The organism is Sphingomonas sp. 179-A 2A2 NHS (genome assembly GCF_045371305.1).
Lineage (GTDB): Bacteria > Pseudomonadota > Alphaproteobacteria > Sphingomonadales > Sphingomonadaceae > Sphingomonas.
Genome location: NZ_JBIQDE010000005.1, coordinates 93,623 through 113,988, shown reverse-complemented (window position 1 = coordinate 113,988; position 20,366 = coordinate 93,623). Strand labels below are relative to the sequence as shown.

Annotated in this window: 21 protein-coding genes and 1 tRNA gene; 12 read left to right on the top strand and 10 right to left on the bottom strand. The window is 68.2% G+C overall.

Going from position 1 to position 20,366, the window contains the following annotated elements; genetic code table 11:
- The first annotated feature begins 2 nt into the window (after positions 1 to 2).
- The 4 genes from ACH0AE_RS12485 to ACH0AE_RS12470 all read left to right on the top strand — a co-directional run bounded on the left by ACH0AE_RS12485 (position 3) and on the right by ACH0AE_RS12470 (position 1,943).
- Positions 3 to 569 carry a TMEM165/GDT1 family protein gene (locus ACH0AE_RS12485; protein ID WP_294444487.1) on the top strand — a complete coding sequence of 189 codons (567 nt, stop codon included), beginning with the start codon at positions 3 to 5 and terminating at the stop codon, positions 567 to 569.
- 122 nt (positions 570 to 691) lie between these two features.
- On the top strand, positions 692 to 1,189 hold the full coding sequence (locus tag ACH0AE_RS12480; protein WP_294444486.1) for a Dps family protein: 498 nt from the start codon (positions 692 to 694) through the stop codon (positions 1,187 to 1,189).
- Between the two features lie 6 nt (positions 1,190 to 1,195).
- Positions 1,196 to 1,381: a DUF1328 domain-containing protein gene (locus ACH0AE_RS12475; RefSeq protein WP_294444485.1), complete on the top strand. Its 186-nt coding sequence runs from the start codon at positions 1,196 to 1,198 to the stop codon at positions 1,379 to 1,381.
- 49 nt (positions 1,382 to 1,430) lie between these two features.
- Complete coding sequence (locus tag ACH0AE_RS12470) at positions 1,431 to 1,943, top strand: DUF6265 family protein (protein WP_294444484.1); 513 nt, start codon at positions 1,431 to 1,433, stop codon at positions 1,941 to 1,943.
- A 27-nt stretch (positions 1,944 to 1,970) separates the two neighbouring features.
- Here the strand turns inward: ACH0AE_RS12470 and ACH0AE_RS12465 are convergent, their stop codons facing one another.
- The gene (locus tag ACH0AE_RS12465; protein WP_294444483.1) at positions 1,971 to 2,864 is read right to left on the bottom strand and encodes a metallophosphoesterase; all 894 of its coding nucleotides are present in this window, start codon (positions 2,862 to 2,864) and stop codon (positions 1,971 to 1,973) included.
- Between ACH0AE_RS12465 and ACH0AE_RS12460 the strand changes: the two genes are divergently transcribed.
- The gene (locus ACH0AE_RS12460) at positions 2,863 to 4,455 is read left to right on the top strand and encodes a cisplatin damage response ATP-dependent DNA ligase (protein ID WP_406875773.1); all 1,593 of its coding nucleotides are present in this window, start codon (positions 2,863 to 2,865) and stop codon (positions 4,453 to 4,455) included. The two genes, ACH0AE_RS12465 and ACH0AE_RS12460, sit on opposite strands and share 2 nt — an antisense overlap.
- 20 nt (positions 4,456 to 4,475) lie before the next feature.
- On the opposite strand, the gene ACH0AE_RS12455 is transcribed toward ACH0AE_RS12460, so the two are convergent.
- Complete coding sequence (locus ACH0AE_RS12455; RefSeq protein WP_294444870.1) at positions 4,476 to 5,645, bottom strand: hypothetical protein; 1,170 nt, start codon at positions 5,643 to 5,645, stop codon at positions 4,476 to 4,478.
- On the bottom strand, positions 5,642 to 5,953 hold the full coding sequence (locus ACH0AE_RS12450; RefSeq protein WP_294444868.1) for a PadR family transcriptional regulator: 312 nt from the start codon (positions 5,951 to 5,953) through the stop codon (positions 5,642 to 5,644). The genes ACH0AE_RS12455 and ACH0AE_RS12450 overlap by 4 nt, the downstream gene beginning before the upstream one ends.
- 47 nt (positions 5,954 to 6,000) lie before the next feature.
- Here ACH0AE_RS12450 and ACH0AE_RS12445 point away from each other — a divergent pair, with 47 nt between their 5' ends.
- Positions 6,001 to 6,582 (top strand): GFA family protein, encoded by a 582-nt coding sequence (locus ACH0AE_RS12445; protein ID WP_294444867.1) that lies wholly within the window; start codon positions 6,001 to 6,003, stop codon positions 6,580 to 6,582.
- Between the two features lie 12 nt (positions 6,583 to 6,594).
- Here the strand turns inward: ACH0AE_RS12445 and ACH0AE_RS12440 are convergent, their stop codons facing one another.
- The 4 genes from ACH0AE_RS12440 to recQ form a co-directional block, all read right to left on the bottom strand.
- Positions 6,595 to 7,467: a sterol desaturase family protein gene (locus ACH0AE_RS12440; RefSeq protein ID WP_294444872.1), complete on the bottom strand. Its 873-nt coding sequence runs from the start codon at positions 7,465 to 7,467 to the stop codon at positions 6,595 to 6,597.
- A gap of 80 nt (positions 7,468 to 7,547) precedes the next feature.
- Entirely contained in the window at positions 7,548 to 7,940 is a 393-nt protein-coding gene (locus ACH0AE_RS12435) for a hypothetical protein (protein WP_294444865.1), read from the bottom strand.
- 10 nt (positions 7,941 to 7,950) lie between these two features.
- The gene (locus ACH0AE_RS12430) at positions 7,951 to 8,385 is read right to left on the bottom strand and encodes a TIGR01244 family sulfur transferase (protein WP_294444864.1); all 435 of its coding nucleotides are present in this window, start codon (positions 8,383 to 8,385) and stop codon (positions 7,951 to 7,953) included.
- Positions 8,386 to 8,457: 72 nt separating this feature from the next.
- On the bottom strand, positions 8,458 to 10,221 hold the full coding sequence (recQ, locus tag ACH0AE_RS12425; protein ID WP_294444863.1) for a DNA helicase RecQ: 1,764 nt from the start codon (positions 10,219 to 10,221) through the stop codon (positions 8,458 to 8,460).
- Between the two features lie 87 nt (positions 10,222 to 10,308).
- On the opposite strand from recQ, the gene ACH0AE_RS12420 reads away from it, so the two are divergent.
- Positions 10,309 to 10,581 carry a GNAT family N-acetyltransferase gene (locus ACH0AE_RS12420; RefSeq protein ID WP_294444862.1) on the top strand — a complete coding sequence of 91 codons (273 nt, stop codon included), beginning with the start codon at positions 10,309 to 10,311 and terminating at the stop codon, positions 10,579 to 10,581.
- 22 nt (positions 10,582 to 10,603) lie between these two features.
- On the opposite strand, the gene ACH0AE_RS12415 is transcribed toward ACH0AE_RS12420, so the two are convergent.
- A complete protein-coding gene (locus ACH0AE_RS12415) occupies positions 10,604 to 12,436 on the bottom strand; it encodes an ABC transporter ATP-binding protein/permease (protein ID WP_294444861.1) in 1,833 nt (610 codons plus the stop codon).
- Between the two features lie 98 nt (positions 12,437 to 12,534).
- Here ACH0AE_RS12415 and ACH0AE_RS12410 point away from each other — a divergent pair, with 98 nt between their 5' ends.
- Positions 12,535 to 12,936, top strand: coding sequence for a hypothetical protein (locus ACH0AE_RS12410; protein WP_294444860.1), 402 nt, complete (start codon positions 12,535 to 12,537; stop codon positions 12,934 to 12,936).
- Positions 12,937 to 13,045: 109 nt separating this feature from the next.
- Here ACH0AE_RS12410 and ACH0AE_RS12405 read toward each other — a convergent pair whose 3' ends face one another.
- Positions 13,046 to 15,076 (bottom strand): S9 family peptidase, encoded by a 2,031-nt coding sequence (locus tag ACH0AE_RS12405; protein ID WP_294444858.1) that lies wholly within the window; start codon positions 15,074 to 15,076, stop codon positions 13,046 to 13,048.
- Between the two features lie 115 nt (positions 15,077 to 15,191).
- Here ACH0AE_RS12405 and ACH0AE_RS12400 point away from each other — a divergent pair, with 115 nt between their 5' ends.
- The 4 genes from ACH0AE_RS12400 to ACH0AE_RS12385 all read left to right on the top strand — a co-directional run bounded on the left by ACH0AE_RS12400 (position 15,192) and on the right by ACH0AE_RS12385 (position 17,561).
- A complete protein-coding gene (locus ACH0AE_RS12400; RefSeq protein WP_294444871.1) occupies positions 15,192 to 15,422 on the top strand; it encodes a hypothetical protein in 231 nt (76 codons plus the stop codon).
- A 181-nt stretch (positions 15,423 to 15,603) separates the two neighbouring features.
- A tRNA-Ser gene (locus ACH0AE_RS12395) sits at positions 15,604 to 15,693 on the top strand.
- Positions 15,694 to 16,090: 397 nt separating this feature from the next.
- Entirely contained in the window at positions 16,091 to 16,948 is an 858-nt protein-coding gene (locus ACH0AE_RS12390; protein WP_294444969.1) for a type 1 glutamine amidotransferase, read from the top strand.
- Positions 16,949 to 17,018: 70 nt separating this feature from the next.
- The gene (locus tag ACH0AE_RS12385) at positions 17,019 to 17,561 is read left to right on the top strand and encodes a DUF1003 domain-containing protein (RefSeq protein WP_294444968.1); all 543 of its coding nucleotides are present in this window, start codon (positions 17,019 to 17,021) and stop codon (positions 17,559 to 17,561) included.
- A 112-nt stretch (positions 17,562 to 17,673) separates the two neighbouring features.
- Here ACH0AE_RS12385 and ACH0AE_RS12380 read toward each other — a convergent pair whose 3' ends face one another.
- Positions 17,674 to 20,334 carry a M1 family metallopeptidase gene (locus ACH0AE_RS12380; RefSeq protein ID WP_294444967.1) on the bottom strand — a complete coding sequence of 887 codons (2,661 nt, stop codon included), beginning with the start codon at positions 20,332 to 20,334 and terminating at the stop codon, positions 17,674 to 17,676.
- Between the last annotated feature and the right edge of the window lie 32 nt (positions 20,335 to 20,366).

The following is a 20,366-nucleotide window of genomic DNA, read 5'->3' as shown; positions in this document are numbered from 1 at the left end:
TGATGGACGTATTGATGGCGGCGCTGGTGCTCGGCGCCCTGTGTCAGGCGGGCGACAAGACGCCGTGGCTGGCCGCGATCCTTTCCGACCGGTTTCGGCGGCCCGGAATCGTCATCGCGGCGACGGCGCTGGCGCTGGCGTTCAACTATGTGCTTGGCGTGATCGCCGGCCGGCTGATCGCGCCGATGCTGACGCCGGAGGCGCGGCTGCTGCTGCTGGCGCTGGCGCTGGTGCTGGCGGGGCTGAGCACCACGTTTCGTTCGCGCACGCCGGATCGGCTGGGCGGGTGGCGGCTGGGCGCGTTCGGCACCAGCGTGCTTGGCCTGGCGATCATGATCTTCGGCGATCGCATGCAGTTCGTCGTCGTCGCGCTGGCGGCGGGCAGCGATCTGCCGTGGCTGGCGGCGGTGGGCGCGACGATCGGTGGGCTCGCGGTGGCTGGGCCGGCCGCGATCATGGGCGAGACGCAATGGCTGAAGCTGCCGCAGCGCGCGATCCGAATCGGCACGGCAGTGGTGCTGACACTGGCCGGCGTGGTATTCGGGCTGAGCGCGCTTCGGCTCATCTGAATTCATGCGTGCGCCGAGCCTGGGCTGATTTGGATTTGCCGTCTGCGTGATCGGAATCGCCGATGGAGCGATTCCGCAGTCGGTCCGTTATCGCAACGAACCCGCATTCTGGAGCCGAGATCATGGCCGATATCGCACCCGATCTGAAAACCCCGACCGATCTGCAGCGCAACGACACGCGCAGCGTGGCGGACGCGCTGAATTCCGCGCTGGCGGATTGCTTCGCGCTCTACCTCAAGACCAAGAATTTCCACTGGCACGTCTCGGGCCCGCATTTCCGCGACTATCACCTGCTGATGGACGATCAGGCCGCGCAGATCCTTGGCGTGACCGATGCGATCGCCGAGCGCGTGCGCAAGACCGGCAACGTGACGCTGCGCTCGATCGGCGACATCTCGCGTCGCCAGACGCTCACCGACAATGACCGCGACTTCGTGCCTGCCGCCGAGATGCTGGCGGAACTGCGCGAGGACAATCTGAAGCTGGTCGAAAGCTTCCGCGCGGTAAAGGAAGCCGCCGAGGAAGCGAAGGACAATGCCACCAGCGGCATCGTCGACGAATGGACCGATCAGGCCGAGGAGCGCGCCTGGTTCCTGTTCGAAGCAAGCCGGAAGGGCTGACGCGCCATGCTGAAATGGGCGCTCATCTTCCTCGTCCTCGGACTGATCCTGGGGGCGCTGGGCTTTGGCGGTATCGGCGGCGCGTTCGTCGGCATCGCCAAGGTGCTGTTCTTCATCGCGATCGCGATCTTCGTCGTGCTGCTGATCATGGCATTGTTGGCCGGCAAGGCGGTGAAGGACGTGATCGACTGACCTTCTGCCATGCGGTAGCCTCGGCGGCGTCCTGCGAGGGAGGCCGCCGATGCGCCGCATGATGTTCGCGCTGTTGCCCGTCACGTTTACGCTGACCGCGCCTTCCGCTGCGCAAGAGACGCGAAGCCTTGCGCCGGGCGCACGTTCACCCGCAGCGACGATCGACCAGCTTGGCTGGCTGGCGGGAAGCTGGACCGGCGAGGCGATGGGCGGGCCGGTGTCCGAGACCTATTCCGCGCCGCTGGGCGGCCGCATCACCGGGCATTTTGTCGCCAGCGATGGCAAGGGCGGCGTCTCCTTCACCGAACTGGTCGATTACGTGCCGGTCGGCCGATCGATCGCCTATCGCGTGCGGCATTTCGGCCCGGACATGAAGGGCTGGGAGGACAAGACCGGCAAGCCCGTGGTCTTCCCGCTCGTGGCGGTGGAGGGCAGCCGCTGGTATTTCGACGGCATGACGCTCGACCGTACCGCGCCGGATGCGCTCACCATGTGGGTGCGGATCGAGGACGGCGGCAAGGCGACGGACGTGCCGTTCCGGCTGGTCCGCGCGGCGCGCTGAGATGGTGCTATCGCGGATTGGCGCGCGCTAGCGGCCGGTAAGGCGGACGAGCCAGATGTCGGGCGGGGCGCCCAGGCGTAGCGGGAGCATGCTGGTGCCGAGGCCAGCGCCGACGATCACGGTGCGCTCCCCTTCGCGGATGATGCCGCAGCGGTAGCGCGCGCCGTACCGCGACGGGATCCACAGCGCGCCGATGAGCGGGAAGACGATCTGGCCGCAATGGGTGTGGCCGGCGAAGAGCAGGCGCGCGTCCGGCGGGAGCGACGGCGCGACGTCCGGCGAGTGGGTGACGAGGAGGCGGGCGCCGGGCAGGCGGCGGACGGCGTCCAGCGTGCGGGGCAGATCGTCCCGCCCGCTATAGGCGTCGCCCACGCCGCCGATCGCCAGCGGGCCGCGGGTGACGGCGTCGTTTTCGAGCAACGTGGCGCCGGCGGCACGCAGAGCCTGCGCCACCGCGGCGGGATCGCTGTCGTTATCGTGATTGCCGAGCACCGCGATGGTGCCGAGCGGCGGGCGCAGGCGGCGGAAGGCGGCGGCGAGCGCCGGGGCATTGGCGCGCGCGGTGGCGGGATCGTGGCCGTCGATGAAGTCGCCGGCGAGGAGCACGAGATCCGGCTTTGTCGCCGCGATCGCATCGACCGTGCGGGTGAGGCGCGCCGCGTCCATCGCGCCGCCGCCGAGGTGGATGTCGCTCGCCAGTGCGATCGTGACCGGTCGGGCGCCGGCCGGCCAGTCCGGCAGGCGCAGCGTCGCGCGTCGCACCACCGGATCGCCGTGCGCGCTCGTCCAGGCGGCGGCGAGCAGCACCACGCCGGCGAGCAGAGCGAGCAGGAGCGTCCAGAAGAGCAGGCGTGGTGCGCGCGACATGATGCGATGAGGTAGCCGGAGCGCATCGCCCGCGCCAAGCGTTGCACCTGCCATGCACGCCTTTGCGCAGTTACTCGACTCGCTCATCTACACCCGTTCGCGCAACGCGAAGCTCAAGCTGATCGGCGATTACCTGCGCACGACGCCGGACCCCGACCGTGGCTGGGCGATGGCGGCGCTGACCGGGGATCTCGACATTCCGGGGGTGAAACCGGCGGTGATCCGCGGGCTGATCGAGGAACGCGTCGATCCGGTGCTGTATCGCATGAGCCGCGACTTCGTGGGCGATTCGGCGGAGACGGTGGCACTGTTGTGGCCGGCGCCGGAGACGCCGCCCGAAGAAGGGCCGCTCACCGTCTCGCAGGTGGTGGATCAGCTGACCAGCCTGTCGCGCAGCGAGGCGCCGGCGGCGCTGGCGCGGATGCTGGATGCGCTCGACGCGGACGAGCGCTTCGCCCTGCTCAAGATGGCGACCGGATCGCTGCGCGTCGGGGTTTCCGCGCGGCTCGCGAAACAGGCGCTGGCGGATGCGTTCGGCGTGGATGTCGAGGCGGTGGAGGAGGTGTGGCACGGGATCGACCCGCCGTATTTGTCGCTGTTCGCCTGGGCCGAGGGGCGGGGTGAGCAGCCGACCGCCGCGGACGTGCCGGTGTTCCGCCCGTTCATGCTGGCGCACCCGCTGGAGGATCTGCGCGTCGACCTTCGGGACTATGCCGCGGAATGGAAATGGGACGGGATCCGCGTCCAGATCGTCCACGTCGCGGGGGAGACGCGGCTCTATAGCCGCACGGGCGACGATGTGACGCGCGCCTTCCCCGATGTCGCCGCCGCCTTTGCCGAGCCGGGGGTGGTGGACGGTGAATTGCTGGTGAAGGGCGAGGCGCAGGGCGGCGCGCTCGAGGAGGGCGGCGGCGCGGCGAGCTTCAACGCGCTGCAGCAGCGGCTGGGGCGCAAGGTGGTCTCGGCCAAGATGCTGGCGGAGGCGCCGGCGTTCGTCAGGCTCTACGACATCTTGTTCGATGGTGCGGAGGACCTGCGCGAGCTGCCGTGGCATGAACGGCGCGCGCGGCTGGAAGCGTTCGTCCCGCGGCTCGATCCCGAGCGGTTCGACATTTCCGCGCTGATCGAAGCCGCGGATTTCACCGAGCTGGAAGGCATCCGGGCCGGCGCGCGCGACGCGGCGATCGAGGGCGTGATGCTGAAGCGGCGCGATTCGCCGTACGTCACCGGGCGACGCGTTGGCCTGTGGTACAAATGGAAGCGCGACCCGCTGACCGCCGACTGCGTCATGATGTACGCCCAGCGCGGCAACGGGCGGCGATCGTCCTTCTACAGCGATTATACCTTCGGGTGCTGGACGGAAGGCGGCGAGCTGCTGCCGGTGGGCAAGGCCTATTCCGGGATCACCGACGAGGAGCTGAAGCAGCTCGACAAGTTCGTGCGCAACAACACGGTCAATCGCTTCGGCCCGGTGCGCGAAGTGGAGAAGACGCTGGTGCTGGAGGTGGCGTTCGATTCGATCCACGCCTCCAAGCGGCACAAGTCGGGCGTCGCGATGCGCTTTCCCCGCATCGCGCGGATCAGGACGGACAAGCCGGCGGCGGAGGCGGACACATTGGCGGCGTTGCAGCGGCTGGTGACGTGATGGGCGCCGCCAGCGCGCCGTCAGGCGAGGCCGACGCGCAGGTGCGCTTCGGGCAGTGGCGTGCCCAGGTCGCTACCTGCCCGCGATCCCGCGACGGGCGCGCCGGCGGCTGTCGGTAGTGCAAGGAGGCTCAGCGCATAGCCGATGACGGCGCTGCCGCCGTAGCCGACGAGGGGCGTCGGATAGTTGCCGAACGCGGACGCCACGATCGTCGCGAACCAGACGGCGCCGAACACCGCATAGGTCGGCCGTTTGGCGGGATCTTGGCGCCAGCCGATGATCGCCGGGATCAGGAGAAGCGCCAGCCCGCCCCACACGGCGATGCCGGCGGCGGGGTGAACGTCGAACGACGAATAGAGGATCTGATCGACATAGGGGACGGCCATCAGCGTATCGGCCTGCGCCAGCGTTGCCACGAAGCCGGCGACGCTCGCCGCCAGCGCGACGAGGACGTGGCGATCACGGCTGGTGATCGCAAGCGCGGCGAGGCTGAGCGCAAGGATGCCGGCCATGGCACGGTCGGGCTGGAGGGCGATGGCCGCAGCGGCAGCGACGATGCCGATCGTCGCCAGCGTCGTGCGGGCCCGCGAGAAGGCGACGAGCATCAGCGGCACCAGGATCGAGGTGGGCTGGATCGCCAGACCGCCCACGCTGACCCAGCGGGACGCGCCATCGACCCGGGCGCCGATCAGCGCCGTCGCCAGTAGCGCCGCCGCCATCGCCGCGATCACGGCCCCGGTCGCTGCCCGCCCCGCCGCCACGGCGCGCCCGAACAGCAGCAGCATCGTCAGGCCGATCACCAGCGCCCCGCCGTTGATGCCGAGGTACCGCGCCGGCGCAGCGGCGATGGCCATATAGGCAAGGCCGAGCAGGACGGCGCCGATCGCGCACGCAATGCCGACCGTGCGGGGGCGACGGATCATCTCGTACATGGTCATGCTGTTCGATCCTTTGCTGAACGCAGCGTCGCCGATGAGCGCGCCGAAGGGGTGAACAACATGCGCGGCGATGGCCCGCGGCATGAGCCCGCACAGGCTGTCGAGCGTGAACAGGAGCGCCCTGGTATCGTCCGGGATGCTGGCCGCCTCGTGACGGACGGCCCATCCCCAGGGCTGCAACGAAGGCGGCAGGGTGGCTTGCAGGGCGCGGCAAGCGAGATCGGTGAGGCGGCGGCGAATACTCAAGCTCATACCGTCGCCTCCCGCTGCTGCGGCGCCCGGCTTGCCGTGCCGCCGGGGGGATTGGCGCGGGCGATCTGCACGCCGCTCGCGGTCAGGCGGTAGACGTGGCGCGGCGGGCGCCCCCCTTCCGCCGGTTGCTGCCACTCCGCCTCGAGATATCCTTGCGATTCGAGGCGAATGAGCAGCGGATACAGCGTGCCGGACTTCACGCCGGCCTGGCGTGCGAGATCATAGCCGTGCGACCATTGGCCGCCGCGATCTAGGAGGACGGCGAGGACGTTCCGGGCATGAGGAGAGAGCGCACGCGTTCGAGACATTCACTATAACTCTACCTAGGTAGAGTTCCCGTCAAGCGGGAATCTGGATGCTGCTGCGCTCCTTCGTTGCGGTGTGTGAGTTGGAGCAGACGTTGGCGCTGGAAGTCGCGTGTGGTTCGGTCAAGCATCGAGGCGGCAGCGCTGCGCTGTGCTTTCGCGCGGAACAGGACGGACAGGCCAGCGGCGGAGGCGGGCAGGCATACGACTGCGCGGGAGGATGTATGGCGGGCATGAAAACGGGCGAGGTGAGGGGCGGGTGCCTGTGCGGGGCGGTTCGCCTGGCGGCGGCGGGTGCCCCCTATCGGGTCGGCCTGTGCCATTGCCTCGACTGCCGCAAGCACAGCGGCGCCCTGTTCTTCGCGGCGGCGATCTATCCCGAGGGTGCGGTGATCGTGACGGGCGAAACGCGTGCCATGGGCGGTCGGCACTTCTGCCCGCAATGCGGCTCCTCGATATTCTCGCGCTACGGCGACGAGATTGAGGTCAATCTGGGTGCGCTGGACGAGACCGACCAGTTCGTGCCGACCTACGAATGCAGGACGATCCGGCGTGAAGGCTGGATGCCGCCTTTCGGTCTCGACGCTCGTTATGAGCGCGATCGGACCGCGACGGGGCGGGAAGGCAATTAGGACGCGGTGGGATCAGCTTTCCGCCGAGGTCGAGCCCGGTGGCGCTGCAGCTATCTGACGCTCCATCCACCTCGCCTTCAGCGTCTCGCTGGTGTCGCGCGAGCCGTCGTGGCTCCAGCCGGGCGGGCGCCAGAGGTAGCCGAGCTTGGCGCCCCACGGCGCGGCGCGCAGATCGCGCGCGATGGCGATCCATTCGTGAAAGGCGGCCCAGAGAAGGTTGAAGCTGCCGAGCTGGTGGACGATGCCGTAGCGCGGGCGATCGTCGTCACGTTCGGGCTCGAAGGTGCGGAACAGGCGATCCCAGATGATGAACACCCCGGCATAGTTGCGATCGAGGTAGCGCGGGTTGGTGGCGTGGTGGACGCGGTGGTGCGAGGGCGTGTTCATCACCGCCTCGAACCAGCGCGGCATCCGCCCGATTACCTCGGTGTGAATCCAGAACTGGTAGATGAGGTTCAGGCCGGCGACGAAGAACACCATCGCGGGCGGAAAGCCGATCAGGAACAAGGGCAGGCGGAAGAGGAAGGCGAGGCTGAAGAAGCCGGTCCACGTCTGTCGCAGCGCGGTGGAGAGGTTATAATGCTGCGAGCTGTGGTGGATGACATGGCTTGCCCAGAACCAGCGGACGCGATGCGCGGAGCGGTGGAAGGCGTAATAGGCCAGATCGTCGATGACGAAGGCGACGACGAACCAATACCAGGCATAGCCAATATCGAAGAGGCGGAACTGGTGTAGCCAGTTGGCGAGCGCAAGGAGCCCGCCGGCGGACAGCACCCCGGCCACCGTGCTGCCGAGCCCGAGGCCAAGCGAGGTCAGCGTATCGCGCGGTTCGTAGCGCGTGCGATCCTTCACCCGCGCGACGATCATTTCCGCCAGCACGAGCATCACGAAGCCGGGCACCGCCAGGCTCACCGGATCGGGCAGCGCTGCCACCGTCACGCATCCTCTCTCTTGTTGAGAGGAGCTTACACCCGTGTCAGTTGCGGCGCCAGCCGGCGGACGTCGAGGTTGTCCACCCCGGCGACGAGCACTGTCCCGAAACGATCCTGCGTCGCGACCAGCATGCCATCGGCGGTTGCCCGCACGTCTCGCCAGGCGATCTCCCGCGCGGCGGTGCGCGCGCCATGCGCCTTCAGCACGACGACGCGCATGTTTTCGCCGAAGATCAGCGCGGCGCGGCGATCGGCACCCAGGGCCACCGAACGGGCGACGAAGCCGGGAAGCGCATCCTCGGCGGCGCGCATCGCTTCCTCCGGCCCTTCAAGCGCCGCATCCTTCCCGCCGAGCTTCAGCCGCGCGGCGATCCCGCCGAGCAGGAGCACCGCGGCCAGCGAGCCGGCAAAGACGAGCCAGTTCATGTGGCGACGATCAGTCGGCGGGCTTCACCGCATCCATCAACGGGCGAAGACCAGTGAGATCGTAGCCGGCGGCCCGCGCCTGCGTGACGAGTTCGTCCTGATCCGCGCCAAGCCCGGCCTGCGACAGCGCCCACAGGTTGCACGAGCGGGTGCCGGAGCGGCAATAGGCCAGCACCGGCCCGTTGGCGTTCGAAAGCGCGTCGATCATCGCCGTCACTTGCGGCATCGAGAAGCCGGCGTGGGTGACGGGGATCGCGGTATAAGCCAGGCCGTGATCCTCAGCCGCGGCGCGGATCGCGTCACCGCTCGGCTGACCGCCTTCCTCGCCATCTGGGCGGTTGTTGACGATCGCGACGAAGCCGGCCGCCTTGATCGCGGCGATATCCTCTGGGTCGATCTGCGGAGCGACCGAGATACGGTCATCGATGCGGCGGATGTCGAGCATGATGCGCAGATAGCGCAGGTTGGCGCGGGGGAGAACCGGTTCGTCGGTGTTGGCGCGGTTCTTTTTGGGCGCTCAGTTCTCCCGGATCACGCGCAGGAACGCGTCTCCATAAGCGTCGAGCTTGCGCTGGCCGACGCCGGTGAGCATGCCGAGCGAGGCGCGCGAGGCGGGGCGCATCCGGGCCATGTCGCGCAGCACCGAATCGTGGAAGATCACATAGGGCGGCACGCCGGCCTCCTGCGCCAGTTCGCGGCGGCGGGTGCGCAGCGCGTCGAACAGCGGATCGTTGACCGGATTGGGCGCGTGATCGCCGCGGCGGCGCCGTTCGCGCTTGGGCGGAATGACGAGCTTCAGATTATCCTCGCCCTTGATCAGCCCCCGCGCGGCGGGGCCGAATTCGAGGCCGCCGTGGGGATTGGTGCGCAACGCGTCACGCAGCAGCAGGGCGCGGCCGACCGGCTTCAGCAGCATGCGCTCCTCGCCATCGACGATGTTCCACACCGACAGCGCCTCATGCCCGTTCATCAGGCTGCGCTCGGACGACTTACCGGTCAGCACCTCCTCGATATAGGTGGAGCCGAAGCTTTGCCCGGTGCGGAAGACGGCGGAGAGATACTTGCGCGCCGTCTCGGTCGCGTCGATCGCCGCCGGGGGTGACAGGCAATTGTCGCAATTGCCGCATGTTTCCGGGGGCTCTTCGCCGAAATGGGCGAGCAGGATGCGGCGGCGGCAGCCGGCGGTCTCGACCAGCGCGCCCAGTGCATTGAGGCGCTGGCGCTCGCCGGGCTGGCGGTGCGGCTCCACTTCGCCGATGCGCTGGCGGGCGCGGGCGAAATCGTCGGCACCCCAGAAGAGATGCGCGATCGCCGGATCGCCGTCGCGCCCGGCGCGTCCGGTTTCCTGGTAATAGGCCTCGATCGACTTGGGCAGGCCGGCATGCGCGACGAAGCGGACGTCGGGCTTGTCGATCCCCATGCCGAACGCGACCGTGGCGCAGATCACCATATCCTCGCTGGCGACGAAATCGGCCTGGTTCTTCCGGCGCACCTCGGGATCGAGCCCGGCGTGATAGGCGCGCACGGGCCGGCCGGTGGCGGTGCGCAGCGCCTCGGCGAGCTTCTCGGTCCCGGCGCGCGAGGGAACGTAGACGATGCCGGCACCCGGCGTGTCGCGCACGATATCGGCGATCTGGCGCGTCGTATTGTCGCGCGGGGTGATCGAATAACGGATGTTGGGCCGGTCGAAACCGGCGACGATCATGCCGTCGTGCGGGATGCCGAGCTGATCGAGGATGTCGGCGCGGGTATGCTCGTCGGCGGTGGCGGTGAGCGCGAGCCGCGGCACGGCCGGGAAGCGATCGAGCAACGGGCGCAGCAGGCGGTAATCGGGACGGAAATCATGCCCCCATTCGCTGACGCAATGCGCCTCGTCGATCGCGAACAGCGCGACGCGGCCGCGGTCGAGCAGGTCGCGGAAGTCGGCGGTGGAGGCGCGTTCGGGCGCGACATACAACAGGTCCAGCGCGCCATCGAGGAAGCGGCCGCGCGTCTCCGCCTTGTTTTCGTCGACGCTGGTGAGCGTGGCGGCGCGGATGCCGACCGCCTCGGCCGCGCGCAGCTGATCGTGCATCAGCGCAATGAGCGGCGAGACGACGATGCAGGTGCCATCGAGCATGGTCGCGGGCAGCTGATAGGTCAGCGACTTGCCGGCGCCTGTCGGCATCACCGCCAGCGTCGACTGGCCGGCGAGCACACGATCGACGACGTGACGCTGGACGCCGCGGAAATCGGGGAAACCGAACAGCTTGTGGAGGACGGAAACGGGATCGGCGGCCATTGCGGGTGGCTCTAGGCGCCCGGTGCCGGCGTGTCACCCGCGCGACCGGTGCTTTCATCCCGCCGCGCGAGCCCCTAGGTTCCGGCGATGAACAAGGTACGCGACAACCGGGCCGAACAGGAATTCGAGCTCGACGTGGACGGCCATCGCGCGATCGCCGCCTATCAGCGCGAGGGCGAGCGGATCGTCTTCACCCACACCGTCGTCCCGCGCGAGATCGAGGGGCGGGGCGTTGCCTCGCGCCTGATCCGCGCCGCGCTGGACAGTGCGCGCGACCAGGGGCTGAAGGTGATCGCGCAATGCCAGTTCGTCGCGGCGTTCATCCGCAAGCATCCGGAGTATCGCGACCTGCTGGCGTGAAGCGCGCGCGGGCGGCGGCGGATCACTCCGCGATTTCGGCGTCCGTTTCCTCTTCCTCGCGGCGCTCGTTCGCCTGGCGCGCCCATAGCTCGGCATAGGTGCCGCCGGCGCGCAGCAGCTCGGCATGGGTGCCCTGTTCGACGACGCGGCCGGCCTCCAGCACGACGATCTTGTCGGCGTGGACGATGGTGGACAGGCGGTGGGCGATGACGATCGTCGTCCGGCCGCGCTCGATCGCGTGGAGCGTCGCCATGATGTCCGCCTCTGTCCGGCTGTCGAGCGCGGAGGTGGCTTCGTCGAGGATCAGGATCGGCGGGTTCTTGAGCAGGGTGCGCGCGATCGCGACGCGCTGCTTCTCGCCGCCCGACAGCTTCAGCCCGCGCTCGCCGACGCGGGTGGCATAGCCGTCTGGCTGGCTTTCGATGAAGCCCGCGATCGCCGCCCCGCGCGCGGCGGAGCGGATCTCGGCATCGTCGGCACCTTCGCGGCCGTAGGCGATGTTGTACCCGATCGTGTCGTTGAACAGCACCGTATCCTGCGGGACGATGCCGATCGCGCGGCGCAGGCTGGCCTGGGTGACCTCGGCGATATCCTGGCTATCGATGGTGATGCGGCCACCGGTGAGATCGTAGAAGCGGTACAGCAGCCGGGCGAGCGTGGACTTGCCAGCGCCGGACGGGCCGACGACCGCGACGGTGGCGCCGGCCGGGATGTCGAGCGTGATGCCCTTCAGGATATCGCGACCGGGATCATAGCCGAAGCGCACGTTCTCGAACTTCAGATGCCCGCGGGAGACGTTGAGCGGCTTGGCGCCCGGTGCGTCGACCACCTCCGACGGCGTGTCCACCAGGTCGAACATCGCGCCCATGTCGATCACGCCCTGGCGGATCGTGCGATAGACCATGCCGAGAAGGTCAAGCGGGCGGAACAGCTGCGACAGGAGCGTCGAGACGAGCACCACGTCACCGGCCGAGAAGCGGCCCTGCGCCCAGCCCCAGACGACGAACGCCATCCCGGCGCCCAGCATCAGGTTGGTGATCGCGGCCTGGCCGATGTTGAGCCAGGCGAGGCTGTTTTCCGAGCGCACCGCCGCCTTGGCATAGGCGCCCATGGCGGCATCGTAACGCTTGGCCTCGCGATCTTCGGCGCCGAAATATTTCACCGTCTCGAAGTTCAGCAGCGAATCCACCGCATGGGCGACCGCGCCGGTATCGAGGTTGTTCATTTGCTCGCGCAGGGCAGCCCGCCAGTCGGTCACCTTACGGGTGAACCAGATGTAGACGACCACCATCACCAATGTCGCGGCGACGAGCGGCCAGCCGAACTTCACCCAGAAGATGCCCAGCACCAGGGTAAGCTCGAGCACCGTCGGCGCGATGTTGAACAGGAGGAAATAGAGCATCGTATCGATGCTCTTGGTGCCGCGCTCCACCACCTTGGTGACCGCGCCGGTGCGGCGTTCGAGGTGGAAGCGCAGAGACAGATCGTGAAGGTGGCGGAACACCTGCGCGGCGAGGCGCCGGGTCGCTTCCTGCCCGACGCTTTCGAACACCGTGTTGCGAAGGTTGTCGAACAGGGTGGTGCCGAACCGGGCCGCGGCATAGCCAACCACCAGCAGGATGACGAGCATCGCCGGCGAGCGCGGCACGCCGGCCATGCCATCAACCGCGCCCTGCAGCGCGAACGGCGCGCCATAGACCTGCACCAGCTTCGAGGCGACGACGAGCGCCATCGCGCCCGCGACGCGCAGCTTCATGCCGGGCGCGTCGGACGGCCAGAGATAGGGAAGGAAGCGGCGCAGCGTCGGGCCGAGAGGGCGATCTGCGCTGCGGGTGGTCGGATCGGTGGGGGGCATTGCCGCGCTATGTCGGCGCGGCAGGGCTTTCGTGCAATGGTTTGGGAATCGTGGAAGGGGGTTGCGCGGGCCCCGCCGGTTGGGAGAGGGGCGCGCGCATGGTCGACAAGAGTTGGGGGCTGCCCCCCGCGCGTTCCCCCGGTGAAGCTCGCAAGCCGATTGAGCCGCTCGCCCGCGAGCCGCTGACGGCGCGGCTCAATGCCCGCGCATCGGCGCGCGCGGCACAGGCGGCGCAGCGCGAGGCGGAGCGGCTCGCGAAGAGGGAAGCGAACGTCGCGCTCGCGGCGCGCGATCCGCATGCCGCCGCCGCGCAGCGCCACCGCGGATCGGGCCGCAAGGACGTGGTGCGCGAGCAGCGCGACACCAGCGGCTATCGCATGGTGGCGGACGAGGCGCGCATCCGCATGCTGGCCTCGCGCGGCGCCTCCCCGCAGAGCCTCGCCGACGTCCTTGGCCTGCCGATCGAGACGATCCGGCAGGCGCTGGCGGACGCCGAGTAGGGGGCTCCTGCCGCTACTTTCCTCCCGTTCGTTTCGGGGCAGTCGAGAGACCGGGCTCAGCGTTTGGCGCTGGTCTCCCGACGCTGCCCGAAACGAAGGGCGGTGGCAGTCACTTCTTCGGCGCGAGGCCCGTCACGAACTCGGCGCCGTGGCGGATCTCCGCGGTGGAGCCCTCCAGCGCGTTGCCGATCGGCTCCGCGCGGCCGCCAAGGCAGGGGGCGAGGAAGTTCTCCGTCACCGCGTTGAACGCGATGTTGTTCACCGGCCGGGCAAAGCCATGGCCCTCGTCCGGGAAGACGACATAGGTGACGGGGATGTTCTTTGCCTTCATCGCGTCGACGATCTGGTCGCTTTCGCGCACGTTGACGCGCGGATCATTGGCGCCCTGGCCGATCAGCAGCGGCTTCCTGATCCTGTCCGCGGCGAACAGCGGCGAGCGTTCCTTGAGGATCGCCTGGCCTTCCGGCGTCGTCGGGTCACCCATGCGGCGGTACATCTGCTGCTTGCCCGCCTCCCAATAGGCCGGGATCGAGGCGAGCAGGGTGTTGAGGTTCGACGGGCCGACGATGTCGACGCCGCACGCGAAAGTGTCGGGCGTGAAGGCGAGGCCGGCGAGCGTCGCATAGCCGCCGTAGGAGCCGCCCATGATCGCGACCTTGTCCTTCGTCGTCACACCCTCGCGCACGGCCCAGTCGACCGCGTCGAGCAGGTCGTCGTGCATCTTCTTGCCCCATTCCATGTTCCCGGCGGCAAGGAACCTCTTGCCGAAGCCGGTGGAGGCGCGGAAGTTGACCGAGAGCACCGCATAGCCGCGGTTCGCGAGCCACTGGTGGTAGCTGTTATAGCCATAGCCGTCGCGGTCCCACGGCCCGCCGTGGACGAACAGCACCATCGGCACGGGCTTGTCCGCCTTGCCATCGCCGTTCGCGTCGACGCCCTTGGGCAGCGTCAGATACGACACGAGATCGAGCCCGTCGCGCGACTTGATCACCGTCGGGATCATCGGGACCAGCGGCGCGCCGACGAGCGCGGGGCGCGAGACGTAAAGCTGCTTCAGCGCCTTCGCCTTGCGGTCATAGACCCAGGTGGAGGCGGGGGCGGACACCGGATCGAAGGCGACGAGCCATTTGTCGTCCGCCTCGGTACGGCTGGTGACGGTGAATTCGCCTTTGTTCTGCGCCTTGAGGAAGGCGAGATCCGCCTTCACTGCATCGCCGACGGGCACATATTCGCTGCGCAGATAATCCTGGCGGTATGCCTCGATCACGCCGGTCTTGGGATTGAACAGGCCGTTGCTGATATCGACGCGCGGATCCTGCGCGATCAGCGTCATCTTGCCGCTGGAATCCTGTGCCATGAGCGCACCGGTGTCGCGATCGCGCGAATCTGCCCAGTAGAGCGTCTTGCCATCGGTGGTGAAGCCGAGCGCGCCGGTCGTCGCGCTGTCATCCAGGCCGTAGGAGACGATCGGTGTCGGCTCCACCTTGCCGTCCGTCACGCGGAACCAATCGTCACCGCCATCGGCGCGTGGGCGTGAGGCGAGACGCACGTTCAGCGCATCATCGGCGACAAAGCCGCCATAGCCATCGTTCTGCATCACCAGCGTCAGCTTGCCGGTCTTGAGATCGAGGCTGTGGACATCGTGCCAACGCGGATCGCGATTGTTGAGGCCGATCAGGATCCGGTCCTTGATCACGGTGCTGGCGCCGATCGGCATCACGCGCACCTTGTCGAACGGCGTGTAATCGCGCGCGTCGCCGCCGGTGACCGGAACACCATAGAGGCGGAAGTTCTCGTCACCGCCCTTGTCGTTGACGAACAGCACCTGGCTCGAATCCGGCGCCCAGAAGGTCTGGCGGATCGGGCGCGCCTTTTCCGCCGTCAGCGGCCTTGCGGCCGAGGGATTGTCGGCCGGGGCGACCCAGACGTTGAGCACGCCGTCGCGCGGGGCGATGAAGCTGATCCAACGGCCGTCGGGCGACAGCTGGCCCCCGGTCTTTTCCGGATTGCCGAACAGCTTCGACCGCTCGATCAGCGGCACCGCCGCGTCAGGCCGGGCTCCCCCGGGCGCCGCCGCAACGGCCGCCGCCGTCAATGCCATGCCGGTCGCGGCCAGCAGCAGTTTCGTCGCGAGGCGCATGCTCTTCCATCCCCCATCATTATGGTGCCGACTGTGTCACGCGAATAGCACACCGGCAAGAGCAAACGGAACAGTTTGAAGGCCTTGCGGGTTTAAGGGCGGAGTGGAGGCGATGATGCAACCGATCTTCTTCGTGCTGGCGATCATGGGCTGCGGCGACGACGCCACGGGCTGCGCCGAGGCCCGGATCGAGCCGGTGCGCTATGCCACCGTGCACCAGTGCCGCGCCGCCCTTCCGCAGGCGCTGGCGCGCAACACGGACCTCGCATTTCCCGTGATCAGTGCCGCCTGCCGATCGAACGGGCCGATCATCGCGAAGAACGACAAGGCTGCGCCGCAGGGCTGAGGGCGTGGGCGCTTAGCGCTGGCTGGGTGCGGCGGTCCAGCGGGTGAACTCGGTATTTTTTTGTGTGGCAACGTCGGGCGTGGCGCTCGTGTCGGCGCCCGACGGGGCCGATGTCGCGAACCCCAACGCGGACCTTGATTAACGCCGCACTCCCCGCTACGTCCCCGCTTCCGCCAGGCCTGGAGACGTGGGTGAGTGGCTGAAACCAACGCTTTGCTAAAGCGTCGTACGGGAAACTGTACCGAGGGTTCGAATCCCTCCGTCTCCGCCACCTTCCTGTCTGCCGCGCCGCTCGGTTGACGACCACGGTGACAGCCGCTGCATTCGATAGCTCAGTGGCGGTGATCTTCGTCGCGCTCCATCAACTTCGTTGAGCGCCTTCGGCGGGCCACCCCGAAAGGTGCGGCGAAGATTTGCATCAAGGTGCGATAAGGCGCTGACCGCCCTTTGATAGCTCGGCCACGTGCTCGCGTTCGCCCTTGGGCAGGAGCTGCCGCGCCGCCTGACGCAATCGGCATTTGCACTGCAACCTTCTGTTTCCATTGGTGTTCTTGGAAGGCTCGCGCGCCGCGGACTTGCGGTAACAGCACGGGCTCTCCCGAGAACCGCAGAACCTCGACGAGATCTGTTGTCGCGGCATGCTGCGCCGCTTCTTGCCGCGAGTTCGCATGCGCTTCCTGATCGCCGAAAGTGAGCCGCCCGCTGCGCGTGAGAAGCGCCGCGAGAGCGTCGGACGCAGTTCGGGTGAGACCTTCCTCGCTCGCCTGGGCCATCTCGTCCCCGGAGCCGTCTGTGATCGGGTGAAGCCGGCGGATCGCGGTACCTGCATCCCGTCACTGGGCGCCCTGGAAAGCTATGACGCGGTGTTCCTGACCGGCTCTCCGCTGCATCTGTATGAGGACACCCCCGAGACGCGGCGCGAGATCGAGTTCATGCGCGCGATTTTTCGCTCGGGCACGCCGTCGTTCGGATCCTGTGCCGGGTTGCAGGTCGCCGTCGTAGCGGCCGGCGGTACCGTCCGGTCGATGCGGGAGCGTCGCGAGGCAGGCTTTGCGCGCCGAATCGTGCGGCAGACCAGCGGCGAGGGCCACCCGCTCCTCGAAGGCCGGCCACGCGTGTTCGACGCGCCGGCGATCCACACCGACGAGGTGGAGGCGTTGCCGCCAGGCGGCTCCTTGCTCGCCTCCAATGCCGTGACACGCGTCCAGGCAGCGGAGATCCGGCACGACGGGGGCGTCTTCTGGGGCGTCCAATATCATCCGGAGATTTCGCTGCGCGAGGTTGCGGCCGCGCTGCGCCGGCAGGCGGACGACCTAATCGAACAAGGGCTCGCCCGCGCGACGAGCGATGTGGAGACACATGCGGCGCTGATCGAGGCGCTTTACGGGGAGCCCGAACGGCGCGATCTCGCGTGGCGGCTCGGCGTCGATGAACAGATCACCGATCCGACGAGGCGGATGACCGAACTGCGCAACTTTGTCACCAGCCTCGTGCTGCCGGTGCGATCGGCGCGCGGGCGTGGGTGAGCGTCACGGGTCGCTGCCGCCGCATGGCTTGCCGGTGCGTTACCATTGATCCTCCGAGGAGCCCGCTGCGATGGACGACGCTGCCCTGACCCACCCGTCCCCGGCACCGCCCGGCCTCAGTTCCGTGCTGGAGCGCAACATGCAGCGGATGCGGGAGCGGCGGGCGCAGGAGGAAGCCGAGGCCACGCTCTCCGAGCGCGTGTCGGACGCGATCACCAAATTTGCGGGAAGCATGACTTTCGTGATGATCCACGCAGTGGCCTATGGCACGTGGATCCTCATCAACCTGGGTGTCGTGCCGGGTCTCAGGCCGTTCGACCCCAGCTTCGTGATGCTTGCGATGGAAGCGAGCGTCGAGGCGATCTTCCTTTCGACGTTCGTGCTCATCAGCCAGAACCGGATGATGGGCGCTGCCGCCAGACAGTCGGAGCTCGACCTCCAAATCAACCTCCTCACCGAGCATGAGCTGACTAGGCTGGTGGCGCTGGTTGACGCCATGGCGCGGAAGATGGGGGTGGACGCCGTGCGCCCGAGTGAGCTCGACGAAATCAAGCAGGATGTGTCACCCGAGGCGGTGCTGGACGGGCTGGAACGACAGGAGGACGAAGCGTGAAGGTCCCCCTGGCTTGATGCCGGGCCTCCCGACCGCAGGCGAACCGATGACATCGCGATCGAGCGTCGAAATGCGCCGGCTTACGGCCTGCAGGTGCCTCGCCTCAACCTGATCACCGTGCTCGCATCAACGCCGTCCCGATCTCCGCCGACTTCGCATCTCGAAGCGCGCCGCACAGGCGGATGCTTTCCAGCGTGCGTTCGTAATCGAGGACGCCGGTGCCGGCTTCGCGGATCTTGCTGCCGACCGCTGCATCAATGCGCGCGGCGCGGTCGACGCCGCATTGCATCGTGAAGGACTGGGCGAGGCGGCCGGCGAAGATGCCGTTCGCGTTGCCGAGCAACGGCTCGATGTTGGCGATGATCCAGTCGCCGGTCATCGCGACGGTGCCCGATGCATGCGCGAGGCGAAGCAGCATCGTCGCACGCTCGAGCGAGCGCAGGCGCGGGTCAGTGAAGCCGAGCGCCCAGGTGGCGATTTCCGGCTGGCCGCTGTCGGCGACCGCGGCCAGTGCGGCGCTGCGCACCACGGGATCCTCGCTGGTGAGGCCGAGATCCATGATCTTCTTGGCGGCGGGGAGGCCCCCCTGCTGGACGATCGCGGCGAAGCCATCGGCGAGATAGGTCGGGTCTATCGCGGCCTTGTCGCCGGCGATGTAGCGCTGCGCCGCGGTGGAAAGCTTCGCCCGCACGGCCTTGTCCGCCGCCTCGCGCGCCAGCAGCGAGACGAGGTCCGCGCGCAGCTTCTGCCGGTCGGGATCGTCCTTGGCATAAGCGCCCGCCGTCGGATCGAAGCCGAGTGCTGCGAGACGCGGGGCAAAGGTGCGGTCGAGATAGGCGCGATAGGCGGGCACCGCGGCGGCGGGGATCACGCCGCGGCGGTTCAGCCCGGCAAGCCGCTGCGCGCCGTCGAGCGCGGCGTTGGAATCAGGATTGGCGGCAAGCGCGGCGGTGCCGGCGAGCAGGCGGGGCGCGTCCATCCGGCCGGCGCGGAACGCGGCCCACAGGCTGTCGCTGGCGGCGATCGCCTCTGCGCCAGTCATCGTCGGGAACGTCGCGATCAGGCGGTCCCAGTCGGCGGGCTCCAGATCGAAGCGGTAATAGCCGGTGCCGCCCGCATTGGGCATCAGCGCGGCGTTGCCGGCGGGCGCGTCGATCACCGCCGACGGCCCGTCGATCAACGTGCACTTCCGCGTCGCCGCGACGCTGTAGCAGAAGGGCACCGTCCAGCGCGTCGGCTGCGGCGCCTGGCCGATGAAGGTGTAGCGCGACTGGCTGGCGACGAGGCGATTGCCGTCGCGCTTCAGCGTGATCAGCGGCACGCCCTGCTGATCGACGAAGCTCTGCATCGCGGTCACGACGCGCGGGTCCTGCGCCGCGTCGGCCAGGCTCTTGAAGAAGTCAGCCGTCGCGGCATTGCCATAGGCGTGGCGCTTCAGGTGCAGGCGCACGCCGTCGCGGAACTTCTCGTCGCCGAGATAGCCGGCGATCATCGCGATGACATGGCCGCCCTTGCCGTAGGTGATGCTGTCGAAGGCGGAATCGATGTTCGCATTCTCGGTGATCGGCTCATGGATCGGGCGGCCAACCGTGAGCGAATCCGTGTTCATTGCGGAGAAGCCGTCCTCCAGCCCGCCGACGCCGATGTTGAGTTCCGGCCGCCATTCGCCGCCGATGCGAAAGCCCATCCAGTTGGCGAAGCTTTCGTTCAGCCACAGATCGTCCCACCAGACGGGGGAGACGAGATCGCCAAACCACTGGTGGGCAAGCTCATGCGCCACCACCATGCCGAACACCTTCTTCTGCGACACCGGCGCATCGGGCGCGAGCGCGATGATACCGTCGCCGTAGATGTCGGCGCCGGCATTCTCCATCGCGCCGGGCATGATCGGCGAGCCGATCTGGTCAAGCTTGGGGAAGGGGAAGGGGGTGCCGAAATAGCGTTCCAGCAGCGTCACGATGCGCGGCGTTTCAGCCTGCACATAGGCCGTCTTATCCTTCAGCGGCTGGGTCAGCGCGATGCCGAGCGGCAGCGGCTCGGCACGCTCCGGCGTCGGCGCGATCGCCTCGACCTGGTGCACGAACGGACCGGTGACCAGCGCGACGAGATAAGTGGGAAGCGGACGGGTGGCGGCGAACTGGTGCTTCTCCAGCGCGCCGGCGCGCGTCACGCCTTGCTCGGGCGCGTTGCTGATCGCCTTGAAGCCGGGATCGGTGGTAATCGAGATGGTGAAGGGCGTCTTGAATCCCGGCTCGTCGAAGCTGGGGAAAGCGGCGCGCGCGTCAATCGATTCAAACTGCGTCCAGCTATACCATTGGTCGCCGACCTTGACGCGGTAGAGGCCCGACGCGTTGTCGCCGAAATTGCCGGTCCAGTCGAACACCAGGGTGACGGCGCCGGCGGGCACCGGCTGCGCGAAATCGAGCTGCGCAGTGCCGGTCTTGTCCACCTGCGTGAAGGTCGCCGGGATCGTTCGCCCGCCGACCCGCGCCGATGCCTTCACCTTCAGGTCGCGGCCGTGGAGGTAGAGCCGGGTGGTCGGCGCCTTTACCGTCACGTCGATCTCGCCGTGTCCGGAGAAGCCGGGCTCCTTCGGCTGGATCGTGAAGTCGAGACGATAGGCTTTGGGGGTGGCGGCATCCGATAGCCGGCCTTTGGGTGCAGCCGGATCGGCGGTGGTCGTGGGGGCGGCGGTTGCCGGCGCGGCTGCGGTTTGCGCGCCTGCCGTGGAGGACAGCAAGGCCAGGGTGGTGGCAAGCAAAATGGCGCGCATGGAAGCTCCGAAAACCAGATCACGACGATCGG

What these genes read in the sequence shown, in the direction of transcription:
- ACH0AE_RS12485 (WP_294444487.1), top strand. Translation starts at nt 3, where the DNA reads ATGGACGTATTGATGGCGGCGCTGGTGCTCGGCGCCCTGTGTCAGGCG.
- ACH0AE_RS12480 (WP_294444486.1), top strand. Translation starts at nt 692, where the DNA reads ATGGCCGATATCGCACCCGATCTGAAAACCCCGACCGATCTGCAGCGC.
- ACH0AE_RS12475 (WP_294444485.1), top strand. Translation starts at nt 1,196, where the DNA reads ATGCTGAAATGGGCGCTCATCTTCCTCGTCCTCGGACTGATCCTGGGG.
- ACH0AE_RS12470 (WP_294444484.1), top strand. Translation starts at nt 1,431, where the DNA reads ATGCGCCGCATGATGTTCGCGCTGTTGCCCGTCACGTTTACGCTGACC.
- ACH0AE_RS12460 (WP_406875773.1), top strand. Translation starts at nt 2,863, where the DNA reads ATGCACGCCTTTGCGCAGTTACTCGACTCGCTCATCTACACCCGTTCG.
- ACH0AE_RS12465 (WP_294444483.1), bottom strand. Translation starts at nt 2,864, where the DNA reads ATGGCAGGTGCAACGCTTGGCGCGGGCGATGCGCTCCGGCTACCTCAT.
- ACH0AE_RS12455 (WP_294444870.1), bottom strand. Translation starts at nt 5,645, where the DNA reads ATGAGCTTGAGTATTCGCCGCCGCCTCACCGATCTCGCTTGCCGCGCC.
- ACH0AE_RS12450 (WP_294444868.1), bottom strand. Translation starts at nt 5,953, where the DNA reads ATGTCTCGAACGCGTGCGCTCTCTCCTCATGCCCGGAACGTCCTCGCC.
- ACH0AE_RS12445 (WP_294444867.1), top strand. Translation starts at nt 6,001, where the DNA reads ATGCTGCTGCGCTCCTTCGTTGCGGTGTGTGAGTTGGAGCAGACGTTG.
- ACH0AE_RS12440 (WP_294444872.1), bottom strand. Translation starts at nt 7,467, where the DNA reads ATGCTCGTGCTGGCGGAAATGATCGTCGCGCGGGTGAAGGATCGCACG.
- ACH0AE_RS12435 (WP_294444865.1), bottom strand. Translation starts at nt 7,940, where the DNA reads ATGAACTGGCTCGTCTTTGCCGGCTCGCTGGCCGCGGTGCTCCTGCTC.
- ACH0AE_RS12430 (WP_294444864.1), bottom strand. Translation starts at nt 8,385, where the DNA reads ATGCTCGACATCCGCCGCATCGATGACCGTATCTCGGTCGCTCCGCAG.
- recQ (WP_294444863.1), bottom strand. Translation starts at nt 10,221, where the DNA reads ATGGCCGCCGATCCCGTTTCCGTCCTCCACAAGCTGTTCGGTTTCCCC.
- ACH0AE_RS12420 (WP_294444862.1), top strand. Translation starts at nt 10,309, where the DNA reads ATGAACAAGGTACGCGACAACCGGGCCGAACAGGAATTCGAGCTCGAC.
- ACH0AE_RS12415 (WP_294444861.1), bottom strand. Translation starts at nt 12,436, where the DNA reads ATGCCCCCCACCGATCCGACCACCCGCAGCGCAGATCGCCCTCTCGGC.
- ACH0AE_RS12410 (WP_294444860.1), top strand. Translation starts at nt 12,535, where the DNA reads ATGGTCGACAAGAGTTGGGGGCTGCCCCCCGCGCGTTCCCCCGGTGAA.
- ACH0AE_RS12405 (WP_294444858.1), bottom strand. Translation starts at nt 15,076, where the DNA reads ATGCGCCTCGCGACGAAACTGCTGCTGGCCGCGACCGGCATGGCATTG.
- ACH0AE_RS12400 (WP_294444871.1), top strand. Translation starts at nt 15,192, where the DNA reads ATGCAACCGATCTTCTTCGTGCTGGCGATCATGGGCTGCGGCGACGAC.
- ACH0AE_RS12390 (WP_294444969.1), top strand. Translation starts at nt 16,091, where the DNA reads ATGCGCTTCCTGATCGCCGAAAGTGAGCCGCCCGCTGCGCGTGAGAAG.
- ACH0AE_RS12385 (WP_294444968.1), top strand. Translation starts at nt 17,019, where the DNA reads ATGGACGACGCTGCCCTGACCCACCCGTCCCCGGCACCGCCCGGCCTC.
- ACH0AE_RS12380 (WP_294444967.1), bottom strand. Translation starts at nt 20,334, where the DNA reads ATGCGCGCCATTTTGCTTGCCACCACCCTGGCCTTGCTGTCCTCCACG.